Genomic DNA, 22389 nt, shown 5'->3' with positions numbered 1-22389 from the left:
AGCATGTAAGGTATAAACCAAAGAATCGGAGTATGTGATTAAATTTTCTAATTTGTGAGCGTTGCCAAGGGATTGAATCGAAGGGCTGTTTCAAGATGGTCGGGTGCTAGGTGAGCATAACGCATAGTCATTTTGATGTCGTGATGCCCCAGAATTTTCTGTAGCGCGAGAATGTTTCCTCCGGCCATCATGAAATGTGCTGCGAATGTGTGGCGCAGAACATGAGTGAGCTGGCCTCGTGGAAGCACGATGGAGGTTTTGTCCATCACAGACAAAAACTGGAAGTAGCAATCCGTAAAAAACTTGAAGCCGTCCAGGGCAATGATTTCTTCGTACAGTTCTTTGCTGATTGGAATACTGCGGTTCTTCTTGCCTTTGGTTCTGACAAATGTGATTCGGTACTTTGTGACTTGAGAGCGTGTGAGGTTCACCGCTTCGCGCCAGCGTGAGCCAGTACTCAGGCAAATCTTAACGACAAGAGCGAGTAGGGCGCTTTGGCGTTGACAATCGTATAGAAGCTCTGTGATTTGTTCATGCGTTAGCCAAGCCATTTCTTTTTCGGCAATGGTGAACTTGCGCATGTTCTCTAGCGGGTTCGGTGCTGTCCATTCGCCGAGACGGGCCAGTTCGCTAAAAACTCCGCTGAGATAGCTTTGCTCAAGGTTAATAGTTACCGGGCTGGCACCTTTCTTCCACTTCTCACTGAAATAGATTTCACCCGTCAGGCGTTTGTCACGATAATGCGCGAACAATTTCGAGCTGAGATCAGTAGCAAGAGGGTTTCCGAGTGCAGCTACCATCAGGACCAGCTTGTCGTAAACATGCTCGCCAGCGGTAAGGGATTTGCCATGCAGTTTGAACCAGAGTTCAACAACGTCTTTCAGAGTTCGACGGTCTACCGATTCACCCAGCCAAGGCTTAGCTTCTGCCTCATCCATCGTGTGACGCTCAAAAGCCAGCGCTTCGCCTTTGGTGGCGAACTGCTTACGCACACGACGCCCACTGCGTCCAGCGGGGTAGCATTCGCAAATCCATTTTCCTGTGTCGAGTTTTCGTACTGCCATAAAAAAGCCCTCATGTTTGAGGGCTAAATTTAACTGTATATACAAACAGTGGTCAATGTATGATTACGTGAAATCACCTATGTCAGGCAACAACGAGTTCTTCGTTTGCAACCTGCGCGGCTGAGCGTTCATTCTCAATTGCGAGAGACTCTCTATATTCTTTGGCATCTGCAAACATCGTCCAATGTGCATCGATATTCATATTGGCTACAGTTGATTTAATATCTTTAATGCCGACATTAAAGAATTCTTTCCGAGAATTAACCTTGTTAACCTGTTTTTCATTAAATACTTTATGCAAGTGATTCTCTAATGATGGTGCATCATCACTGTAGATCATTGCATGTACATCAAAGGCGAATGGAACACTGGCATCACCAAGTTCACGAACACGGTCTAGAGGTTCGAGGCGTCGCGTCATGCCAATTTTATAAACATTTTCGCCGAACGAACCTATATTACTAATTACATAGACATGACCTGAGCGTGTTTGTTGAGCCATCGAAATTGCACGCTGGTTTTTGGCCTCAGCCTCTTCGAATTTAATTTGTAATTCAGCCAGTTTCTGCTCAAGAGCGAGTCGTTGCTCTTCACCTGCAAGCATCAGCTCTTTAGTAGCCTTGTCTATAGCCTGCTGAATTGTTTTCTCTTCTTTCTCGGCTTCTTTTATTGCCCTTTCGTATTCTCGACGTGCTTTTTCTTCTTCGCGCAACTGCTCTTTGATGCGCCTTTGTTCTTCTTTTTCTTCGAGCATAATTTCATTAACTGCAACGCCCCATTTCAGTTCGTTGAGTCGGGCCTGTAAGTATATATCAGTGATCTTAGCCGACCTGAAAGCTGAACCGTTATAATTCACAAGCTGAAATGCGTCTTTAATTTCCTGGGAAAGTTTACCGTAATTGTTATGTTTGATTTTAGAAAGTGTACTATCAACTTTGCCATTGAACGCATCTAATACAAATTTTATCGCAGTATTACGTCTATTAGGTTCGACATAATCACAACTTGCCGCTTTGCTCGTTTTGATTAGAGATTTTGTTAACTCTCTGGCTTTTTGTAGCTCTCTGCCTGCATCAGTAAATTCATAATTCTCTGCAAGTTCATCCAGAACGCTTCGGTTTGGAACAATCCATTCATCACCGTACCCTTCAATTTTATTTTTCATTGACTTGGCTACAGCTTGGTAGGTTTCTGCAAATTCTTTTGCTTCATATGCAGAGCCGGCGATTTCTTTTGCTCTAATCTCTGCATCAGCGACTATTTTCATTGCATTATCATTAGCATTGGAGATTAGCTCATCGGCCCTACTATTGGCGTTATCCAATCGTTCCCTGGCTTTTAAACGAGCATCGCGAGCATCTTTAGTTATTACAACTGCTTCGTTGTTGGCATTACTTATCGTTAGTCGGGCTTGGTTATTTGCTTCAAAAACGATGTTGGATGCTTTAAGTTGTGCTTCATTCACTGTGCTTTTAGCAATCGAGTCTGCTGTTTTTATCGTCTTTTCTGCATCCAGAACGGCACTATGCAGTTCTCCATATTGCCACAGAGGAGCAGCTCTTCCTTCCAGCTCTGAGTGCTCTCTTATAGCGTTCGCTAAATGTTCTTGGCTTTCACTTAATTCATTCGAAAGAGCTATCTTTTGATGATTAAGTGCCTCGATCTCTGTCTTATGTTGTTTGCTCTTCTTGATCAAAATGACACTAAGGATGGGGGCGAGTAAGGCCAACAGCAAAACTACAACAAGAAACAAATCCATTTCTAAATCCTTTTACCGAATCAGTGTGAAACTGTTGTGCTTCTTATACATGCAATAACTTCTATATCTGAAAAAGCACACTCAAAACTATTTTCTGCAGTAGAAACTTTAATCATGCCTTTCGGCAGCCTTGTAATCAGTCTAACGGAATAGGTCCCATCAATATTGATCAACCAGTGCCCATCTAACACTTCCGTGAATTTTTGATCACAGATGTATGTGGTACGGCCATCGCGAACAACCATGGGTGATGAAAGATTGGTGGGAAGAAATGAGGCGTCAAAAACGCAAGAACCATCTTCAACCATTTTGCCAGCAGTGAAAGAAAACCGCGCCAACTCTTCAGTAGTCGCTGTTTTCGAGCTTTGCTTAAGACCCTGCCCGGTGGTTAACCAATTGAGAGATACACCAGTTTCGAGGGCGCATTGGATTATCCAGTCAGCAGGGAACGTGTCCCGCATATACCGGTTAGCCAAAGTGCTTTTTGAGACATCTAGGTGATCGGCTAATGCCTGTCGTGTTGTAAAACCATACGCCTCTACCAATCGTTCAATCGCAGCTTTGCCACCCTGATTGGGATTTATTTTGATCTCACTTGGGTACTTTGATGTTGACATATCTCTTATGCGATCCTAGTATCAGTTCTGTTCCCATTTGGGGACTTGTCACGATTACAAACGGCTCACCACAAGCCAATAGGAGATGTTGCATCATGACCCCTAATATTTCAATCACTCTGAACACACCGCACGTCACAATTGAACGCTATAGCGAGCTTACTGGGCTACCTGTTGACACCATTAACGATATGCTTGCAGATGGTCGGTTGCCTCGTCACCGCCTGCGCAAAGATAAGAAGCGTGAAAAGGTAATGATTAACATCGTTGCTTTAACCGTTGATGCACTCTCAGATTGCAACGTGACTATCAATTAGTTCCATTTTGAGACTTCACGGAGCAACTGACTATGTTTGACTATCGCATATCAAAACATCCCCATTTCAATGAGGCCTGCCGGGCCTTCGCGCTGCGCCACAACATGGCCAAGCTTGCAGAACGCGCAGGCATGAACGTTCAAACCCTGCGTAATAAGCTCAACCCGGAGCAACCGCACCAACTCACAGCGCCAGATATCTGGCTGCTGACCGATCTCACCGAAGACTCAACGCTGGTTGATGGTTTTCTGGCGCAGATTCATTGCCTGCCATGCGTACCGACCAATGAAGTCGCGCGGGAGAAAATGCCGCAGTACGTCCTGAAAGCCACCGCCGAAATCGGTCGTGTCGCGGCAAGTGCGGTTTCTGGTGTTCAACTGAACGCGACCACTCGCCGCCAGGTTGTCGAAAGTGTCAACTCCGTTACCCGTCTAATGGCACTTACCGCGATTTCTCTGCAGGCTCGTTTACAGGCTAACCCTGCAATGGCCAGCGTCGTCGATACCGTAACGGGCCTTGGCTCCTCGTTTGGGCTGAGCTGAGGTGTTTATGCTGAACAATGAACCCTCATTTGCGTCGCTTCTCGTTAAGCAAAGCCCGGCAATGCACTGCGGCCACGGCTGGATCATGGGGAAAGATGGTAAGCGCTGGCATCCGTGCCGCTCGCAGGATGCACTGTTGGCCGATCTGTCCACAATCCAACAGGGGAAACCATGGCTATTGAAGGTCCTGCAGCGACTGTTCCACTGAGCACTGGTCAGCGCCTGAATGGGCTGAACCACATCGCGGAGCTGAGAGCAAAAGTGTTTGGTCTGAATATTGAGCGCGAGCTGGAACGGTTTATTAATGAGATGCGTGATCCGCGCGACATTAATCACAAACAGAACGAGAGGGCACTTGCCGCCATATTCTTCATGGCAAAAATTCCGGCAGAACGTCACAGCGTCAATATTAGTGAGCTGACTACTGACGAAACGCGGGAGCTGATTAAAGCAATGAATCATTTTCGTGCAGTGGTGAGCTTATTTCCGAAACGGCTAACCATGCCGAATTAACCCAAAACAGAAATTAATGGCGTAAACCCGCCGGGCATTCTTTTGCCCAAATTCAGGAGAATTGATGATGCGAAATAGTGAAACCCGTACCACCAAAACCGGACCGGATGATGCCGGTTTATTCCAGCTGTTTAACGAGACTCGCCTGGATGAGCGTAAAAGCTGTGCCTTTGCCGTTTCCCTCCGCATGGAGGCTCTGGCGCTCCACATCCTGCAAAAGGAAATGACCGGAATTGAGGCGGCAGAACTGCTGCGCCGTGAAGTTGCTCGCTATGAAGCTGAATCACGCGGGGACTGGCACTAATGGCTGATTCCATGGATCTCGTACAGCAGCGCGTCGAAGAAAACCTGCAGCGCCATATCCAGAACTCCCGCACCAGAAAGCCGGGCATTGCTCGCGTTCTTTGCATCGACTGTGACGCGCCAATACCAACAGCTCGCAGACAAGCTATTCCGGGCGTGCAGTGCTGCGTCACATGCCAGGAAATCGCAGAACTGAAAGGCAAGCACTACACCCGAGGCGCGCTGTGAGCTTCGGAGTCTGTCAGTGATGCCTGAATTAACAAACGACAAAGGCGGCCCGACTGAGGCCGCCGGGGCTTTTCCATGGAATGCCCCGAAAAAAGCTATAAACCCCTATCTGGACCCGGCGGATGTTGCGCCGGTGTCTGCGCTTTCAAACCTGATCACTCTCTACGCTGCGGACAACGAGCAGGAACAGCTGCGCCGTGAGGCTTTGAGTGATGAGGTCTGGGAACGCTATTTCTTCAATGAATCCCGTGATCCTGTCCAGCGTGAACTGGAACAGGACCAGCTTATCAGCCGCGCCAAAATGGCCCGTGAGCAGCAGCGCTTTAACCCCGATCTGGTCATTCTGGCAAACGTCAGCGCCGAGCCTGCTCACGTCAGCAAACCTCTGCTGGAGAGAATTAAATTCTTCCAGGGGCTGGGAAGGCCAAAGGCTTATTCCCGTTATCTGCGCGAAACCATCAGGCCGTGCCTTGAGCGACTGGAACGCGTGCGTGAAAGTCAGGTGTCTGCCTCTTTCCAGTTTATGGCGAGCAATGAAGGGCTGGAGGGGCTGCTGATTCTGCCCGAAATGAACCAGGAACAGGTTAAGCGACTGTCTACGCTGGTTGCGGCACACATGAGCATGTGCCTCGATGCGGCCTGCAGCGATCTGTTTGTGACTGATGACGTCAAGCCTGAGCAAATCCACCAGTCATGGGAAAAGGTAGCAGCAGAGGCTATGCGTCTTGATGTCATTCCGCCTGCCTTTGAACAGCTACGCCGCAAGAAACGCCGTCGTAAGCCAGTGCCCTATGACCTTATTCCGGGTTCGCTGGCGCGTATGCTGTGTGCAGACTGGTGGTACCGCAAACTGTGGCAGATGCGCTGCGAGTGGCGGGAGGAACAGCTGCGCGCCGTTTGTCTGGTCAACAAGAAAGCCTCCCCGTATGTCAGCTATGAAGCCGTGATCCATAAACGTGAGCAGCGCCGCAAATCGCTGGAGTTTTTCCAGTCACACGAGCTGGTCAATGCCGACGGTGACACGCTGGATATGGAAGACGTGGTTAACGCCAGCAGTAGTAATCCGGCGCACCGTCGCAATGAAATGATGGCCTGTGTGAAAGGGCTGGAGCTGATCGCCGAAATGCGCGGCGACTGCGCTGTGTTCTATACCATCACATGTCCGTCACGCTTCCACGCTACCCTGAACAACGGCAGACCTAATCCGAAGTGGACCAGCGAAACGGTCCGGCAAAGCAGTGATTATCTGGTCGATACCTTCGCAGCTTTCCGCAAAGCCATGCACAAAGCAGGGCTGCGCTGGTATGGCGTGCGCGTTGCTGAGCCGCATCACGATGGCACCGTGCACTGGCATCTGCTGTGCTTCATGCGCAAAAAAGACCGACGCACGCTCACTGCGCTGCTGCGTAAATTTGCCATTCGTGAAGACCGCGCTGAGCTGGGCAACAACACCGGCCCGCGCTTCAAGTCTGAACTCATCAACCCGCGCAAAGGCACACCGACCAGCTATATAGCCAAATACATCAGCAAGAACATCGACGGGAGCGGGCTGGCGAAAGAGATCAGCAAAGAAACCGGTAAATCACTGCGCGACAGCGCCGAGCACGTCAGTGCCTGGGCATCCCTGCACCGCGTCCAGCAGTTCCGTTTCTTCGGTATTCCAGGGCGTCAGGCATACCGCGAGCTGCGTCTTCTGGCCGGGCAGGCCGCGAGAGCGCAAAGCGACAATAAAGCCGGTGCGCCGGTGCTGGAAAATGCGCGACTGGATGCCGTGCTGGCTGCCGCCGATGCGGGCTGCTTTGCCACCTACATCATGAAGCAGGGCGGCGTTCTGGTTCCCCGCAAACATCATCTTATCCGAACCGCATACGAGCTTAACGACGAGCCGGGCACCTACGGCGATCACGGCATCCGTATCTACGGCATCTGGTCTCCTATTGTTGAGGGCCGGATCTGCACGCACGCGATGAAGTGGAAAATGGTTCGTAAGGCCGTTGACGTTCAGGAGGCGACAGCCGACCAGGGCGCTCGCGCCCCTTGGACTCGTGGCAATAACTGTCCCCCTGTTGAAATTTTGAACCAATCAGGGAGCGAATCTTCTGTTAACGAAGAACCTGCAGCACTGCCAGGCTTCGAGAACATGAGCAAAAAGGAACTGCGCGAGCTGACGGCGAGGCTGAGACTGGTCAAACCGAAGCGGCGGATAGGCTACAAACAGGAAATTACGGAGCACCAACGCCTGCAGCTCGATGTGGAACTGAGTTCGAGAGGGTTTGACGCCAGTGAAATGGAAGTTGATCTGCTTCTGCGTGGTGGCAGCCTGCCGTCTGGAGGCGGGCTGCGCCTGTTCTACCGTAACCAGCGACTACAGGAGGATGACAAATGGCGTCAATGGTACTGAGAAAGTCAGGATTGAGGCTATCTATTAATCAAAGGGTTAGCTGAGTAAAAACCTATTTCAGCTTTAAATACATATGTTGTACTGTATATATAAACAGTAATAAGGGGAGGGAGTTGTGAACGATTTGTTCATGGAGTCACTTGCATTGCAGCGGATAGAACTTATGGCCCGGCTGGTCGCCAGCTCAGATTGTAGCGATGACGATAAGGAGGTTGCGATTTCGTGGCTGTCGGAACTGACGAGCGATCTGGTTACCAGGCTAAATGAATGCGGAGTAAAGAAAGATGAGAACACGCATTAGCTAATCCCCTCAATAAATCAACCTATAAAACGTGCGTTATAGCATGATTTTTATGCATTTTGTTGAAGTTAACACAATTTAGCGTTATGCTTTATAAACTGAATTTAAGGTTTTGGGGAGTTAGAGGCGGCCCCCCGAAAGTTGATACCGCCTAGTTGGTAACTTCGTCCCTTGACTGGAACTCCAACCGTGCCGGCTGTGAGGTCGGCTCTACTTTTTAGCTTTAGGCAATTCATACGTCAGATTTACATCGCGAGTGAGAATGTCTCTTGGTCCTTTTGACCTATCAAAGAAAAACCAAATATTAAACTTTCGTTCTGATGGCCATGTGTCATGCATAAGTGAATCCCATCCGAGATAAGATGCAACTTTGTTTGCGACCGCAAGTTTAGCCTCAGAGGTAGCTTTACCTTGATAGGCACACATGACTGCACCCAACAAGAAATCAGCTATTTGAATATGTTCTGAGGATTTTGAATCCTTGGTGACTACGCTTTTGATGATGTTTTTACGCCCGAACTTCCTTGCCAGAGTGTGATTAGTAATTACTTCAAATGCCTCATCGGCTTTTTTGTACCGGGAGGGTAATGGATCAACCTCTACACGGAACTCACATTCTCTGTTCGGATGTGCCTTTATAACGTTTCCAATTTTTGTTTCAATCAACTTGCCAAAATGCTTCCGCATGGCAAGGTCGTAATCTCCACCATGGAACGATTTCTCCACTTTCGACTTCTCAACAACGATGCAATGGAACGCCAACCATTGATGTTTGAAGAACGTTTCGAGTAGTTCATGGTAAAAAGCTGCGTTTCGTTTTGAACTCGCTTTTTGCCATTTGATCTCATCACTACAACTATGCTTTTCCCTAAGCTCTCGAATGATGCGCACGAAATCGCCACGCCTTTGATACTTCATCCATAAGCTGCCAAATCCATAAAACCGCTGACCATCTATACCTGATTCATCGCAGGCAACATGCCATATCAGCTTGCCAGGGTCATTCGCTTCCATGTTTTTCCTTCATGAGTGAAGTTGAGATGTGAGTTTATGATTTAACCACATAGCTAAGTAGTTGATAAGGATCAGTTTTAATTTGAATGCGAGAAGGCAGCTCAACGCTAAATTTAGAGACTTTGGTTTTGTGGGATGGCTAGCGGACTTTGAAGAGGTTATGTGCATCAAAAGCGCCGAATTGCGCATGGATTCGCATGATCCGAAAAGGATCGTAACGGGTTGGACCCACCAGAACTGGCGCGCTTTCCGGCCCGTCATGCACCTGCATGAAAACCACTACACAAAGCGGGCAGGCGTGGCGGGGATACGAGCGCGCGCAACGGTGGGAAATGGTGAAAAACAGCGTAGTTTCCAGCTCTCTGGCGGCTGCAATCTGTGAGAGATGGGATTCGTAGGCAAAAGAAAGCATTTGCAACATATTGTTTACAAACAAATAGAGTTGGTGTTGTTGCGGTGGCGGAACTTGCCGAAAAAGGCGATGAGAAGTAACTTATGTTCTACTATCTAACAAATTCGATAAGGACTGGCTATGACGCCGAAGGTTTTTATATCATATAGTTGGAGTAGCCCCGCGCATAAGGAAAGAGTTAAAGCAATAGCTGATAGGCTATTGAGTGATGGGGTGGATGTTGTCATTGATATATATGATTTAAAGGAGGGGTATGATAAAAACGCATTCATGGAGAAAATGGTTGTTGATAAAAGTATCACCAATGTTCTTGTGATGTGTGATTCAGTATATGTTGAAAAAGCCGATAATAAAAAAAGTGGAGTAGGAACGGAGTCCCAAATTATCTCTCAACAAGTATATACAAAAGTCGAACAATCAAAGTTTATACCGATTGTTTGTGAATATGATGAGCACTCAGAACCATATCTCCCCGTCTTCATGGGTTCGTTAATATGGATCGATTTATCTACCCCTGAGAAAGAAAATCATAATTGGGAGCGGTTGGTTAGACATCTTAATGGAAAGCCAGCAGATATAAAACCCAAGCTTGGACAAAGGCCGAGTTATCTAGACAGTGAGCAACATGCCCCTGTAAGTGAACCGTACGCAAAGTTAAATAGCCTGAAACAAGCTATTTTGCAGAATCGAACAGGTGTAAGTTATTTTCGTCGTGATTTTGTTGATGCAGTGATTGGATACCTTGATGGGATGAGAGTTCGAACTCGACCAGAGGATACTGAACTGTTGAGCTTGGGCAAGAAGATAATCAGTGATGTTACCGCGATGAAGCCTCTCAGAGATTATGTATGTGAATGGATTGCACTTGAGGCGGAGTTTACAGGACAGGATGATTTTTCAAAAGAACTCATAAGATTTCTTGAAAAAATCCTTTTACTTACCGAAGTGCCCAGTACGGTCACTTCATATCAACCAAACTGGTTTGATGCGCAAAAAGTATTTGCCTTTGAACTTTTCTTATATTCAATTTCCAAGTTGATTAAATTAGAAAAATTTCAGTTAATACGCACAGTTTTATCTGCACGATTCCTTTCAGGCGATAAAAGTTTACCACCAGAGCATAGGCTCGTTTCGGTTAATGCTTTCTTAACTGATTCTGAAACCTTGCAGGCGGGGTTTGAAGAGGATTCGAGATATTACTCACCTGTCGCGGAGTTCATAAAAAGAAATGCTGATAGGGAAGATATTGTTTTTGGTGATCTTATTCAAGCTGACTTATTAATTCTTTTTTACTCATTTTGCAATGATGGCATTTATTGGTATCCGAATACTATTCATTATGTGGGATATAACTATAAGCCTGAACTTTTTATAAGGGCTACACAGCACCAATATTTCGAGCATTTAGCCATAATTGCTGGGATAGCGTCAGCCCAAGAAATTAAGTTAAAGATTAAGGCAGGTGCTCAGAGAGTTAGGGTTTCTGGATTCAGTTATGGGCGTATGGGATCAGATTTTGAAAGCATGATGAATGCTGAAAGACTTGATTCTATAAAATGATGAAAGCCGCTCTTAAGAGCGGCTTGGTTTTAAATTACGTTCCCTAATACATATGGTGCGAACGAAATAATGTCTTCCCCGACCCAATCATTCAATTCCTGCAATCGCTTTTGCAACGGCATCAGCTCGTTGCGGACAAAGACACGGCTGGCCTTTTCCACGTCACCAAAGCCGCCGGTATTGTTGGGAATGATGCCCATCATCTGCGGCGGTACGCGGTGCGCGGCCATCATGTCATCACGGCTCACATTCTTGATATTCAAAAATTCATCCTTTGCCGCCACCTCTGACAGAGGGATGATCTGAATCCCGTCTTTTTTGCCGTTGGGTGAGTACATAAACAGGTTGCGAAAGTTGCCCGGCCCCTTTGCGCTTTTCATGGCCTGGCGGATGTTATTCACATCCTCCTGGTTCTGCGCGGCGTCGGTCATGTACATGATAAAGCCCGCATGGCTGCCGTTAATGTAATACTTGCGGCGGAACAGCGTGGCGGACTCGTTGAGCAGGGCGGACGGGATGGCTGAGAGGTAGCCGGGTAGCCCGTAAATTTCCTGGTTAATGTCAGGTTCAAGAAGATGGAAAATGCTTCCCGGCGTGAATTCGTAGGGCTGCGTAGTGAATCCGTACTGCACAAACCAGTATGTGTCTAGGTCCACGCCGCGGCGGGTGTATTTTGCCAGCGACGGCTCCAGCGAGAGAACGCCGCCGAGACGGTTGGTGCGCTTCTCCAGATAGGCATTACCGAACACCAGATAGTCTTGGACGAAACGGGAAAAAGCCTGCTGGCTGAGCAGGCGGTGCGGGATATAGGTGCTGCTGAGAATGTCACGTTTAACGGCAATCGGTGAGCTGTGATGCACGGCGGCGCGGTAGGTGCGAGCCAGCCCGTCAAAACTCACCGGCGGTTCATACCAGCGGTCCATTTGCACGCACTCCACATAATCCAGCAATTCCCGGCGGTCCAGTACCGGGATCGGGTCGCCAAAGCTGAATGCTTCTGCAGATACTCGGCTGCTCTGTTGAATGCTCTGTTTAGCTGCAGCGCGGTTTTTATTCATCTTGCCCATCAAAAAATCTCCACAATGTTGCTGGTGTTGGCGGCTTCGCCCTGCAGCGGTTCGTTAAACAGTGCGTGCATCGTTGCCCAGGCCAGGTCTGCATGGCTGGCTTCTTCGCTGCGGCTGGCTTCGTAGGTGGGGCGGTTCCCGCTGGCGGTGGTGGCCCGGCGGATAGCCATGAATGACTGCGCAATGTCGGTGTGCCCGGCGTCAAACTCCAGGCGGCGGTGGCTGATAATGTCGTAGGCCTTGAGCACCAGGGCGTTTTTGACGTTGGGGTTGTAGACAAACTCCCGGACCGCCGGGAAGAACGCCTTCACGTTCTCATAGACGCCGTGGCCGACACCGGTCGAGTCGATGCCGATATAGGTCACGTTGTATTGCTGCGTCAGCTTTTTAATCGCGTCAGCCTGGGCGCGGAAGTCCATCCCGCGCCACTGGTGCCGCTCAAGAATGCGGAACTTGCCGCCCGGCACAGCTGGCGGAGCCATGACCACGCACCCGGCGCTGTCGCCGTTCTGTGTACCTTTCGCCGGGTCATAGCCAATCCACACTTCACGCCAGCCAAACGGACGCAGCGCCAGCGCCTGAAAATCGGACCATACTTCCCAGCTGTCCACCATGCACGCCTGCAGCTCGCTCAGCGGGAACACTGACGCCAGATCGTCAATAAACTCGCACATCAGCAGGTTCTGGTATTCGTCCGGGCTGTACTCCATGCGCAGCTGGTCGAGGTCGAAAAGGTTACAGCCACCGCGCACAGCGTCTTCCACGGTGACGATCTGGCGGTACTGACCGTCCGGGCAGAGCAGGCCCGGGGCCAGATTGCTGTGGGTCAGGTCAATATCCACCTTGTCCGCTTTGGCGCGGCCCCGGTTGAACAGTGCGCCGGACCAGAACGGATAAGCGCTGTGGGTCAGGCTGGACGGTGTGGAAAAGTAGGTCTGCCGCCATTTTTTGTGAATGGCCATCCCGGATGCCACCTTGCGCAGCTCCTGGAATTTCGGGATCCAGAAATATTCATCCAGGTAAAGGTTGCCGTGGTAGCTCTGCGCGGTGCGGGCGTTAGTGCCGAGGAAGTAAAGACACGCACCGTTGCTGAGCGTCATCGGGTCGCCTTTCAGCTCCACGTCGACCTCTTTGGCAAAGTCGATGATGTATTGCTTAAAGACGTGCGCCTGCGCTTTGCTGGCGGAAAGGAAAATCTGGTTGCGCCCGGTGGTGATGGCGTCAATCAGCGCCTCACGGGCAAAGAAGTAGGTCGCCCCAATCTGGCGCGACTTAAGCAGATTGCGAATACGGTGGCGGTTGCCGGCCTCCCACCAGTGGCGTTGGTAGGCAAACATCGAGTCGTGGAAAACCTCATGCAGTTTTTCGATCTGCTCGTCGGTAAACAGGTTCTTTTCCGGTGGTTTGCGCGGGCCTTTGTTGCGGTTCGCCACGTTAGGGTTGAGGTCGGCTTCGTTGCCGCCATCGTTGAATTTGCCGATGCGGGCGTGTCGCTCGGACTGGCGCGCCAGCAGGTCAATCTCCTTGAAGTCTTTCCCTTCTTTCTGCTCCTTCATGATGAGCTGGCAGTAGCGCGCGGCGGTGGTGAGCTGCATCTGATCCAGCGGCCCGTACTCGCCCCATTTGTCGCGTTTCTTCCAGCTGTGAACGGTTGCAACTTTCTCGCCCAGCATTTCAGCAATGCGGGCTACGCGGTATCCCTGAAAGTACAGCAGCATAGCCTGCCGACGGGGATCGAGATCTGCGGGGGTCAGTGTCATATCCATGACACAAGCCTACGGGCTTGAATGACCTCTTTCTTCGGCTTCGTTTTGTATGGCGAAAGGCACAAGCGCCGCGCGTTGTCTCACTCCTCCCATCCCGCAACCATAAGGCTCCAGACAGTTTTCTAACGGAGCACGGCTCATGACAGTGAAAGCAAAGCGTTTCCGCATCGGGGTGGAAGGTGCCACCACCGACGGACGCGAAATCCAGCGTGAATGGCTGGAACAGATGGCGGCGAGCTACAACCCGACGGTCTACACCGCGCTCATTAACCTTGAGCACATCAAATCTTATTCCCCGGACAGCGCTTTTAACCGTTACGGCCAGGTGACAGCGCTGGTTGCCGGAGAAATCAAGGACGGTCCGCTGGCAGGCAAAATGGCGTTGTACGCTGACGTGGAGCCGACCAGCTCCCTGGTGGAACTGGTCAAAAAAGGCCAGAAGCTGTTCACCTCCATGGAGGTCAGCCCGAAATTTGCCGACACCGGCAAAGCCTATCTTGTCGGGCTTGCCGCGACGGACGATCCGGCGAGCCTCGGCACGGAAATGCTGGCGTTCAGCGCCAGTGCAGCCCACAACCCGCTGGCGAACCGCAAGCAGAAACCGGACAACCTGTTTTCTGCCGCCGAAGAAACCCTTATCGAGCTGGAAGAAATGCAGGACGACAAACCCTCCCTGTTTGCCCGCGTTTCCGCGCTGTTCACCAAAAAAGAGCAGACCGACGACGCGCGATTTTCTGACGTGCATCAGGCCGTGGAACTGGTCGCTACCGAGCAGCAAAACCTGAGCGAGCGCACCGCTAAAACCCTGACCGAAAACGGAGAACGTCTGTCCGTGCTGGAGTCCTCCCTGCAGGAACAGCAAGCCGCCTTTGCCGAGCTGGAACAGAAGCTGAACCGCGAAGACAGCCGCCGGGACTACCGCCAGCGCGCGCCGGGCGGTGACGCCCCGGCAGGCACCGTGACCAATTGCTGAGGAGCAAAAACACCAATGAAACAGAAAACCCGCTTTGCCTTTAACGCCTACCTGCAGCAGCTGGCGCGCCTGAACGGTGTGGCCGTGACCGAGCTTGCCAGCAAGTTCACCGTGGAGCCGACGGTGTCGCAGACGCTGGAAGATGAAATTCAGCAGTCCGCCGCGTTTCTGACGCTGGTTAACGTGATGGGCGTGGCTGAACAGTCCGGCCAGCTGCTGGGGCTGGGCGTCGGCAGCACCATTGCCGGCACCACCGACACCACCACCAAAGAGCGCGAGCCAACCGATCCGACGCTGATGCCCGACGTGGAATACAAATGCGAGCAGACCAACTTTGACACGGTGCTGACTTACGCGAAGCTGGACCTGTGGGCGAAGTTCCAGGACTTCCAGGTGCGTATCCGCAACGCCATCGTCAAGCGCCAGGCACTGGACCGTATCATGATCGGCTTTAACGGTGTGAAGCGCGCCAAAACGTCTAATCGTGCCGAGAACGTCCTGCTGCAGGACGTGAACAAAGGCTGGCTGCAGAAAATTCGCGAAGACGCACCGGACAACGTGCTGGGCATTAAAACGGCAGGCGACGGCACCGTGACCATCGAACCGGTGAAAGTAGGTAAAGGCGGTCTGTACGCCAACCTGGACGCGCTGGTGATGGATGCGGTCAACGAGCTTATCGATCCGATTTTCCAGGACGATGATGAGCTGGTTGTGGTCTGCGGCCGCGAGCTGCTGTCCGACAAGTATTTCCCGCTGGTCAACAAAGAGCAGGAGAACAGCGAGAAAATCGCCGCCGATCTGATCATCAGCCAGAAACGCATGGGCGGCCTGCAGGCCGTGCGTGCGCCTTACTTCCCGGCGAACGCTGTGCTGATCACCCGTCTGGATAACCTGTCCATCTACTGGCAGGAAGATACCCGACGCCGCTCGGTTATCGATAACCCGAAACGTGACCGCATCGAAAACTTCGAATCGGTGAACGAGGCCTATGTGGTCGAGGACTACCGCTGCGCCGCCCTGGTGGAAAACATCACTATTGGTGATTTCAGCGCACCTGCTGCGCCGGAAGCAGGGGAGTAACGCATGAGCCTGAGTCCCGCACGGCAGCACCGCCTGCGCATTCAGGCTGAGCAGGCCGCCCGCGAGGGCGGCAGTGTTCGCCATGCGTCGGGTTATGACCTGATGCTGCTCCAGCTGGCAGAAGATCGTCGCCGCCTCAAGGGCATCCAGTCCACGGTGAAAAAGGCGCAAATCAAGGTGGAATTATTACCGCGATACACCGCCTGGGCGGATGGCGTGCTGGCCGCTGGCGGCGCGCAGCAGGATGACGTGCTGATGTACGTGATGCTGTGGCGTATTGATGCCGGTGATTATGCAGGTGCGCTGAAAATCGGGCGTCATGCCCTGCGCCATGGCTGGGTGATGCCGCTCGGCAACCGCAACGTGCAGACCGTTCTGGCCGAGGAAATGGCCGACGCGGCACAAAGCGCGATGCTTGCCGCTGCTCCTTTCGATGCCGATCCACTGCTGCAGACGCTGGACCTGACCACCGGGCAGGATATGCCGGACCAGTCACGGGCGCGTCTGCACAAAGCCATCGGCGCAGTGCTGAGCGAGAACCATCCAGCCTCAGCCCTGAATCACCTCACTCATGCGCTCCAGCTGGACGCCCGCTGCGGTGTGAAGAAAGACAAAGAGCGGCTGGAGCGCAGACTGCGCAACGACCGCTGACGGAACGTGCCCCGCGCACGGGCGGCACGGGATGGCGACAGGCGCTGCCTTATCAAAATCCCGTCCACCGCCCACTTATTCAGGAGAACACCGCATGAAGTTTGTTGCGCCCGAACCGGCACCGGAACAGGCGGAGGTCATAAAAAACACGCCGTTCTGGCCGGATGTGGACCTGTCGGAATTTCGCAGTGTGATGCGTACTGACGGCACGGTGACGCAGCCGCGCTTAAAGCAGGTGCTGCTGACCGCCATTTCAGAGGTGAACGCAGAGCTGTTCGACTTCCGTAACCGCCAGCGAATGCTGGGTTATCAGGCGCTGGCAGAGGTGCCAGCGGATGTGCTCGACGGCAAAAGCGAGCGTATCCGGCATTACCACAACGCTGTCTATTGCTGGGCGCGCGCCGTGCTCAATGAGCGTTATCAGGACTATGACGCCACGGCGTCCGGCGTGAAACGCGGGGAGGAGCTGGCGGAAGCAAGCGGTGACCTGTGGCGCGATGCGCGCTGGGCCATCAGCCGGGTGCAGGATGCGCCGCACTGCACGGTGGAGCTTATCTGATGAAAGTGCGTGCGCACCAGTATGACACGGTGGACGCGCTGTGCTGGCGTCACTACGGGCGCACGCAGGGTGTCACGGAGCAGGTATTACGTGCCAATCCGGGGCTGGCTGAACACGGCCCCTTTTTACCGCACGGGCTGCAGGTGGAGCTGCCGGATATTACGACAGCGACCACCGTGCAGACCGTCCAGCTATGGGACTGAATGATGACGCTCGAACGACTCAGCGCCTTTATCACTTACTGCATCGCCGTGCTGCTGGCCTGGCTGGGCGACCTGTCGCTCAAGGATGCGTCCACGGTCGGCGGCGTGCTGATTGGCGTACTGATGCTGGCGATCAACTGGTACTACAAACACCAGTCTTTCAAACTGCTGCGCGGCGGCAAAATCTCGCGGGGGGAGTATGAGTCCTTCAATCGTTAAGCGCTGCCTGGTCGGGGCGGTACTGGCTGTTGCCGCCACGCTGCCCGGCTTTCAGTCGCTGCATACCTCCGTGGAAGGACTGAAACTGATTGCCGATTACGAAGGCTGCCGCCTTCAGCCGTACCAGTGCAGCGCAGGCGTATGGACTGACGGCATCGGTAACACGTCCGGCGTCACGCCCGGCAAAACTATTACCGAACGGCAGGCGGCGCAGGGGTTGATCAGCAACGTGCTGACGGTGGAGCGGGCGCTGGAAAAATGCGTTGTGCCGCCGGTGCCGCAAAAGGTCTATGACGCGGTGGTGTCGTTTGCCTTTAACGTTGGCACCGGCAATGCCTGCAACTCCACGCTGGTGAAACTGCTCAATCAAAAGCGCATGGCAGAAGCTTGCCGACAGTTGCCGCGTTGGGTTTACGTCAAAGGCGTGTTTAATCAGGGGCTGGATAACCGCCGCGTGCGTGAAATGGCCTGGTGTCTTAAAGGGGCTGGGGTATGACGCGCACGCTGGCGATAGTGCTGGCGCTGATTATTGCGGCGCTGGGCTGGCAGTCGTGGCGGCTGAACAATGCCCGCCACACCATCGAGTCGCAGGGTACTGCGCTGGAGGTTAAAGCGCAGGAGCTGTCGAAGAAAAACAGCCAGCTCATCGGCCTGTACATTCTGACTGAAACGAACAGCCGGGAGCAGATGCGGCTTTATGCGGCTGCGGAGCAAACCACAATTCTGCTGCGCAACCGGCAGCACCGGATAGAGGATTTAAAACGTGAAAACGAGGATTTACGCCGCTGGGCTGACACTCCTTTGCCTGCTGACATTATCCGGCTGCGGGCGCGTCCGGCCCTCGCCGGAGGTGCAGCTTACCGTCAATGGCTGTCCCAGAGTGACGCCGTGCAGCCTGAACCCGTCAGCGCTGCGCACTAACGGCGACCTGAACGTGGTACTGGATGAAACCGAGGCCGCCTGGGCGGTCTGTGCCGACAAAGTGGACACGATAGTGACGTGTCAGGAGCGAAACAGTGAACAAGCCGCAGTCCTTACGCCGCGCCCTGAATAAGGCGGTGCCTTATGTCCGCGATAACCCGGACAAGCTGCATCTGTTTGTGGATAACGGCTCCCTGGTGGCAACCGGTGCGCGGTCCATGTCGTGGGAATACCGCTACACCCTCAACGTGGTGATCGAGGATTTCAGCGGCGACCAGAATCTGCTGATGGCCCCGGTGCTGCTGTGGCTGAAAGCCAATCAGACGGATGCCATCAACAACCCAGACCTGCGCGAAAAGCTGTTCACCTTTGAGGTGGATATTCTGCGCAACGACGTGTGTGATATCAGTCTGAACCTGCAGCTGACGGAGCGAGTGCTGGTCAGCACTGATGGCGGTATCTCAACGGTTGAGGCGGAGCCAGAACCTGACGAGCCAGAAGAAATGTGGACGGTGAAACGTGGATAATCTGCATAAGGTCGATGAGTGGCTGGCAGCACTGCTGGCGAATCTGGAGCCTGCCGCACGTCAGCGCATGTTGCGGGAGCTGGCGCAGGAGCTGCGCCGCAGGCAGCAGCAGAATATCCGGCTGCAGCGCAACCCTGACGGCAGAGGATACGAGCCGCGAAAAGTGACTGCCCGGACTAAAAAGGGGCGCATTAAGCGGCAGATGTTCTCGAAACTGCGCACGGCTAAATATCTGAAAACTGCAGCCAGTGCGGATTCTGCCAGCGTGCAGTTTGAGGGTAAGGTGCAGCGTATTGCCCGTGTTCACCACTACGGCCTGCGTGACCGTGTCAGCCGCAAAGGCTTGGATGTCCGCTACTCACAGCGCCGCCTTCTGGGTTTGAATGACGAGGAGGAAAATATGATCCATAACACCATGATGCGCTGGCTTATGGAGTAGCTTCATTTTTTTCTTCTTTTGCTTGACTGAGTTTTAATTTTTTTAGGCTCTTTAATCGGTTTTACTAAAGCAGATGCCTCAAGTGGCAGTGTTTTCATTATTGGCGCCTTGAAAATTTCTGCTACAGAGTATCCCGCTCTTGCTACACAAATAATGCTAAAGAAAATTATGGTTAAAATAAAAACTTCACTGTTATCTACTGACCATTGCGCAAAAGGTAATTTAATTTGTGATGCAGTGTTGGAATACTCCAAAACAACATACATTCCATAGAGAAACGTAGCTGCTGTTTCTATATTCCATAAGGCGTTGAGAATGTTTTTATAAATCTCAAACTTACCCATTCTTATAAGCAATGCTCCCTGCACTATTGAGAGTGCAAGCATGAAACCTATGTAATTTATCAAGTCTTTCGTATCTGTAGCGTCTACGTTGTCCCAAATGTAAGTTGCAATTATGAGAAGGACCAAAATGGATGCGTATATACCCCATGGCAAATTTAAGCCAAATTTAAACTTCATCGAATCTCTCTTTTTCACATTGTGCGATTTGCTAAACAATGTTCAAAACATGCCTCAATTTGCTTAGGCTGGCAAATTAAAAACATGAACGCACAACTTACAGAAATCATGCGCCTTATCACCAACCTGATCCGCACCGGCACCGTGACCGAAGTGGACCGGGAGAACTGGCTGTGCCGGGTAAAGGTGGGCGACCTCGAAACCAACTGGATTAACTGGCTGACACTACGTGCCGGGGGCGGTCGCACCTGGTGGTGCCCGTCGCCGGATGAACAGGTGGTGGTGCTGAGCCTGGGCGGCAATCTGGAAACCGCTTTTGCACTTCCCGCTATTTACTCCAATCAGTTTGCGCCGCCATCGGATTCAGTGGACGGCAGCGTGACGGAATACCCTGACGGGGGCTGGTTTGAGTACGAACCCGCCACCGGGCGCTGGCACGTCAGGGGTATTAAATCCATGGTTATCGAGGCTGCTGACAATATCACCTTCAAAACCCCGGAGTTTGTCGTGGAGGCCGGCACCACACGCATCAACAGCGAAGTGGTGATAAACGGCGGCGTCACCCAGGGCGGCGGCGCGATGAGTTCCAACGGGATCGTGGTGGATAAACACGGTCACATCAGCGTTAAGTCCGGCGGCGACACGTCAGGAGGCCCTGTATGACGCTGTATATCGGCATGAGTCAGAGCAACGGCAGGGCTATCACTGATACGGACCATCTGCGCCAGTCGGTGCGCGATATTCTGCTGACGCCACAGGGGAGCCGTATTGCCCGCCGGGAATACGGCTCCCTGCTCTCTGCCCTGATAGACCAGCCCCAAAACCCGGCGCTGCGCCTGCAGATCATGTCTGCGGTCTATGTGGCCCTGAGCCGATGGGAGCCACGTCTTACGCTGGAATCCATCACTATCAGCAGCAGCTTTGACGGCTCAATGGTGGTTGAGCTAACCGGGAAGCGCAATAACGGCGCGCCTGTTTCCCTTTCAGTACCAACAGGAGCAGATAATGGCGGTCATTGACCTTTCCCAGCTCCCGGCACCGCAGATCGTTGAGGTGCCGGACTTTGAGGCGCTGCTTGCTGAGCGTAAGGCAGCTTTTGTGGCCCTTTATCCTGCAGATGAACAGTACGCGGTGCGGCGCACGCTTGAGCTGGAATCTGAACCCATCACCAAATTGCTGCAGGAAAACACATACCGGGAAATTCTGCTGCGCCAGCGAATTAATGAGGCCGCGCAGGCGGTCATGGTGGCTTATGCCATTGGCGGCGATCTCGATCAGCTGGCGGCCATCAATAACGTACCACGACTGATGATCATCCCTGATGACCCGACGGCGGTTCCGCCGGTTGAAGCGGTGATGGAGTCTGATACTGATCTGCGCCAGCGCATTCCTGCAGCCATGGAGGGATTGAGTGTTGCAGGCCCGTCTGCGGCCTATGAATTTCACGCGCGCAGTGCTGATGGCCGTGTGGCTGATGCATCAGCTGTCAGTCCGTCACCGGCAAATGTCACCGTTACCATACTATCCCGCGAAGGAGATGGAACGGCAGCAACAGACCTGCTCGCTGTGGTGGCTGCCGCGCTTAACGATGAAAGTGTGCGGCCAGTGGCTGACCGTGTATTGGTGCAGTCTGCCTCCATCGTGAATTACACCATTAACGCAAAGCTCTATCTCTATCCGGGGCCGGAGGCGGAACCTGTTAAAGCGGCCGCGATTGACCGACTGGAGACCTACATTAAAGCCCAGGCACGGCTGGGGCGTGATATACGCAAATCCGCCATTTACGGTGCACTGCATGTGGAAGGGGTTCAGCGCGTAGAACTCATCGCGCCTGTAGTTGATGTGGTGCTGGATAAATCAAAGGCGGCTTACTGCACAGCGTCAACAGTAACTATCGGGGGAACGGATGAATAGCCTGCTCCCGCCGGGATCGTCTGCCCTTGAGCGTCGCCTGGCGCAGGCCTGCAGCGATATCAGCAATCTCGACGTGCCGCTGCGCGACCTGTGGAATCCGTGGAAATGCCCTGTGAAGTTTTTGCCGTATCTGGCCTGGGCGTTTTCGGTTGACCGTTGGGATGAAGCCTGGGCCGAGAACGTGAAACGAAAGGCTGTCAGCGATGCCTTTTTCATCCACAGCCGCAAAGGCACCCTGGCTGCTATCCGCAGTGCCGTTGGTCCACTTGGCCGCATTATCGGTATTACAGAGTGGTGGGAAAACAACGCCACGCCAGGCACGTTCGAACTGGATATCGGGGTGCCTGATAGTGGCATGACGCCGGACATGAACACGGAAATGGACAGGCTGATCAGTGATGCCAGACCCGTCAGTCGTCACTGTTCCATCAACATCGTGCAGGAGGTGCCGGGTTATCTGTATACCGGCGGCATCGTTTATGACGGCGACATTATTACGGTTTACCCAGGGTAATTAT

General features: G+C 52.5%; 30 protein-coding genes. 23 read left to right on the top strand and 7 right to left on the bottom strand.

Annotation, left to right across the window (positions count from 1 at the left end; translation table 11 throughout):
• Positions 1-47: 47 nt before the first annotated feature.
• From M8014_RS08985 to M8014_RS08975, 3 genes are all read right to left on the bottom strand, one after another.
• Positions 48-1064 carry a phage integrase gene (locus M8014_RS08985; protein ID WP_271282142.1) on the bottom strand — a complete coding sequence of 339 codons (1017 nt, stop codon included), beginning with the start codon at positions 1062-1064 and terminating at the stop codon, positions 48-50.
• An 82-nt stretch (positions 1065-1146) separates the two neighbouring features.
• Positions 1147-2823 carry an SNIPE associated domain-containing protein gene (locus M8014_RS08980; RefSeq protein ID WP_271282141.1) on the bottom strand — a complete coding sequence of 559 codons (1677 nt, stop codon included), beginning with the start codon at positions 2821-2823 and terminating at the stop codon, positions 1147-1149.
• Between the two features lie 20 nt (positions 2824-2843).
• Positions 2844-3440, bottom strand: coding sequence for a phage repressor protein CI (locus M8014_RS08975; protein WP_263093659.1), 597 nt, complete (start codon positions 3438-3440; stop codon positions 2844-2846).
• A gap of 95 nt (positions 3441-3535) precedes the next feature.
• Here M8014_RS08975 and M8014_RS08970 point away from each other — a divergent pair, with 95 nt between their 5' ends.
• The 7 genes from M8014_RS08970 to M8014_RS08940 all read left to right on the top strand — a co-directional run bounded on the left by M8014_RS08970 (position 3536) and on the right by M8014_RS08940 (position 7744).
• Positions 3536-3757 carry a MerR family transcriptional regulator gene (locus tag M8014_RS08970; RefSeq protein ID WP_012016743.1) on the top strand — a complete coding sequence of 74 codons (222 nt, stop codon included), beginning with the start codon at positions 3536-3538 and terminating at the stop codon, positions 3755-3757.
• A 32-nt stretch (positions 3758-3789) separates the two neighbouring features.
• Positions 3790-4299 carry a phage regulatory CII family protein gene (locus M8014_RS08965; protein WP_263093658.1) on the top strand — a complete coding sequence of 170 codons (510 nt, stop codon included), beginning with the start codon at positions 3790-3792 and terminating at the stop codon, positions 4297-4299.
• Positions 4300-4306: 7 nt separating this feature from the next.
• Positions 4307-4507, top strand: a complete 201-nt coding sequence (locus tag M8014_RS08960) for a phage filamentation protein Fil family protein (protein WP_071990042.1) — start codon at positions 4307-4309, stop codon at positions 4505-4507.
• Positions 4471-4812 carry a DUF5347 domain-containing protein gene (locus M8014_RS08955; RefSeq protein ID WP_263093657.1) on the top strand — a complete coding sequence of 114 codons (342 nt, stop codon included), beginning with the start codon at positions 4471-4473 and terminating at the stop codon, positions 4810-4812. The genes M8014_RS08960 and M8014_RS08955 overlap by 37 nt, the downstream gene beginning before the upstream one ends.
• Before the next feature lie 67 nt (positions 4813-4879).
• Entirely contained in the window at positions 4880-5116 is a 237-nt protein-coding gene (locus tag M8014_RS08950) for a DUF2732 family protein (RefSeq protein ID WP_248062701.1), read from the top strand.
• A complete protein-coding gene (locus M8014_RS08945) occupies positions 5116-5343 on the top strand; it encodes a TraR/DksA family transcriptional regulator (RefSeq protein ID WP_271282140.1) in 228 nt (75 codons plus the stop codon). The genes M8014_RS08950 and M8014_RS08945 overlap by 1 nt, the downstream gene beginning before the upstream one ends.
• 19 nt (positions 5344-5362) lie before the next feature.
• The gene (locus M8014_RS08940) at positions 5363-7744 is read left to right on the top strand and encodes a replication endonuclease (protein ID WP_271282139.1); all 2382 of its coding nucleotides are present in this window, start codon (positions 5363-5365) and stop codon (positions 7742-7744) included.
• Between the two features lie 511 nt (positions 7745-8255).
• On the opposite strand, the gene M8014_RS08930 is transcribed toward M8014_RS08940, so the two are convergent.
• Entirely contained in the window at positions 8256-9059 is an 804-nt protein-coding gene (locus tag M8014_RS08930; RefSeq protein WP_040230480.1) for a DUF3800 domain-containing protein, read from the bottom strand.
• 532 nt (positions 9060-9591) lie between these two features.
• On the opposite strand from M8014_RS08930, the gene M8014_RS08920 reads away from it, so the two are divergent.
• Entirely contained in the window at positions 9592-11031 is a 1440-nt protein-coding gene (locus M8014_RS08920; protein WP_271282136.1) for an SEFIR domain-containing protein, read from the top strand.
• Between the two features lie 29 nt (positions 11032-11060).
• Here M8014_RS08920 and M8014_RS08915 read toward each other — a convergent pair whose 3' ends face one another.
• Together M8014_RS08915 and M8014_RS08910 are read right to left on the bottom strand one after the other, a co-directional pair.
• Entirely contained in the window at positions 11061-12089 is a 1029-nt protein-coding gene (locus tag M8014_RS08915; protein ID WP_271282177.1) for a phage portal protein, read from the bottom strand.
• Positions 12090-12097: 8 nt separating this feature from the next.
• Positions 12098-13864, bottom strand: coding sequence for a terminase ATPase subunit family protein (locus M8014_RS08910; protein WP_271282135.1), 1767 nt, complete (start codon positions 13862-13864; stop codon positions 12098-12100).
• A 139-nt stretch (positions 13865-14003) separates the two neighbouring features.
• Between M8014_RS08910 and M8014_RS08905 the strand changes: the two genes are divergently transcribed.
• The 11 genes from M8014_RS08905 to M8014_RS08855 all read left to right on the top strand — a co-directional run bounded on the left by M8014_RS08905 (position 14004) and on the right by M8014_RS08855 (position 19436).
• On the top strand, positions 14004-14837 hold the full coding sequence (locus M8014_RS08905) for a GPO family capsid scaffolding protein (protein ID WP_271269327.1): 834 nt from the start codon (positions 14004-14006) through the stop codon (positions 14835-14837).
• A 15-nt stretch (positions 14838-14852) separates the two neighbouring features.
• A complete protein-coding gene (locus M8014_RS08900) occupies positions 14853-15917 on the top strand; it encodes a phage major capsid protein, P2 family (protein ID WP_271269328.1) in 1065 nt (354 codons plus the stop codon).
• Between the two features lie 3 nt (positions 15918-15920).
• Positions 15921-16568: a phage terminase small subunit gene (locus M8014_RS08895; protein ID WP_271269329.1), complete on the top strand. Its 648-nt coding sequence runs from the start codon at positions 15921-15923 to the stop codon at positions 16566-16568.
• Between the two features lie 94 nt (positions 16569-16662).
• Positions 16663-17127, top strand: coding sequence for a head completion/stabilization protein (locus M8014_RS08890; RefSeq protein WP_271269330.1), 465 nt, complete (start codon positions 16663-16665; stop codon positions 17125-17127).
• A complete protein-coding gene (locus M8014_RS08885; protein WP_271269331.1) occupies positions 17127-17330 on the top strand; it encodes a tail protein X in 204 nt (67 codons plus the stop codon). Before M8014_RS08890 ends, M8014_RS08885 begins: the two co-directional genes overlap by 1 nt.
• Positions 17331-17333: 3 nt before the next feature.
• Positions 17334-17549, top strand: a complete 216-nt coding sequence (locus M8014_RS08880) for an HP1 family phage holin (RefSeq protein WP_085960066.1) — start codon at positions 17334-17336, stop codon at positions 17547-17549.
• On the top strand, positions 17530-18045 hold the full coding sequence (locus M8014_RS08875; protein ID WP_271269332.1) for a lysozyme: 516 nt from the start codon (positions 17530-17532) through the stop codon (positions 18043-18045). The genes M8014_RS08880 and M8014_RS08875 overlap by 20 nt, the downstream gene beginning before the upstream one ends.
• Positions 18042-18470: an Rz-like lysis system protein LysB gene (gene lysB / locus M8014_RS08870; RefSeq protein ID WP_271269333.1), complete on the top strand. Its 429-nt coding sequence runs from the start codon at positions 18042-18044 to the stop codon at positions 18468-18470. The genes M8014_RS08875 and lysB overlap by 4 nt, the downstream gene beginning before the upstream one ends.
• Positions 18355-18603, top strand: coding sequence for an Rz1-like lysis system protein LysC (lysC, locus tag M8014_RS08865; protein WP_271270157.1), 249 nt, complete (start codon positions 18355-18357; stop codon positions 18601-18603). Before lysB ends, lysC begins: the two co-directional genes overlap by 116 nt.
• A complete protein-coding gene (locus M8014_RS08860) occupies positions 18566-18997 on the top strand; it encodes a phage tail protein (RefSeq protein WP_271269334.1) in 432 nt (143 codons plus the stop codon). Before lysC ends, M8014_RS08860 begins: the two co-directional genes overlap by 38 nt.
• Positions 18990-19436 (top strand): phage virion morphogenesis protein, encoded by a 447-nt coding sequence (locus M8014_RS08855; protein WP_271269335.1) that lies wholly within the window; start codon positions 18990-18992, stop codon positions 19434-19436. Before M8014_RS08860 ends, M8014_RS08855 begins: the two co-directional genes overlap by 8 nt.
• Positions 19437-19438: 2 nt before the next feature.
• Here the strand turns inward: M8014_RS08855 and M8014_RS08850 are convergent, their stop codons facing one another.
• Positions 19439-19957 (bottom strand): hypothetical protein, encoded by a 519-nt coding sequence (locus tag M8014_RS08850; protein WP_271269336.1) that lies wholly within the window; start codon positions 19955-19957, stop codon positions 19439-19441.
• Between the two features lie 84 nt (positions 19958-20041).
• On the opposite strand from M8014_RS08850, the gene M8014_RS08845 reads away from it, so the two are divergent.
• Genes M8014_RS08845 through M8014_RS08830 form a run of 4 tightly spaced genes read left to right on the top strand, consistent with a single transcriptional unit; the run spans position 20042 to position 22385 of the window.
• Positions 20042-20620, top strand: coding sequence for a phage baseplate assembly protein V (locus M8014_RS08845; RefSeq protein WP_271269337.1), 579 nt, complete (start codon positions 20042-20044; stop codon positions 20618-20620).
• Positions 20617-20976: a GPW/gp25 family protein gene (locus tag M8014_RS08840; RefSeq protein WP_271269338.1), complete on the top strand. Its 360-nt coding sequence runs from the start codon at positions 20617-20619 to the stop codon at positions 20974-20976. The genes M8014_RS08845 and M8014_RS08840 overlap by 4 nt, the downstream gene beginning before the upstream one ends.
• Positions 20963-21871, top strand: a complete 909-nt coding sequence (locus M8014_RS08835; protein ID WP_271269339.1) for a baseplate assembly protein — start codon at positions 20963-20965, stop codon at positions 21869-21871. The genes M8014_RS08840 and M8014_RS08835 overlap by 14 nt, the downstream gene beginning before the upstream one ends.
• On the top strand, positions 21864-22385 hold the full coding sequence (locus M8014_RS08830; protein ID WP_271269340.1) for a phage tail protein I: 522 nt from the start codon (positions 21864-21866) through the stop codon (positions 22383-22385). Before M8014_RS08835 ends, M8014_RS08830 begins: the two co-directional genes overlap by 8 nt.
• The last annotated feature ends 4 nt before the right edge of the window (positions 22386-22389 follow it).

Origin of the sequence: Silvania hatchlandensis (assembly GCF_025564065.1) — a bacterium.
In the GTDB taxonomy this organism is placed as follows: domain Bacteria; phylum Pseudomonadota; class Gammaproteobacteria; order Enterobacterales; family Enterobacteriaceae; genus Enterobacter; species Enterobacter hatchlandensis.
Note: the sequence above shows the minus strand (reverse complement) of the source record. Positions and strands in the feature narration are given on the sequence as shown.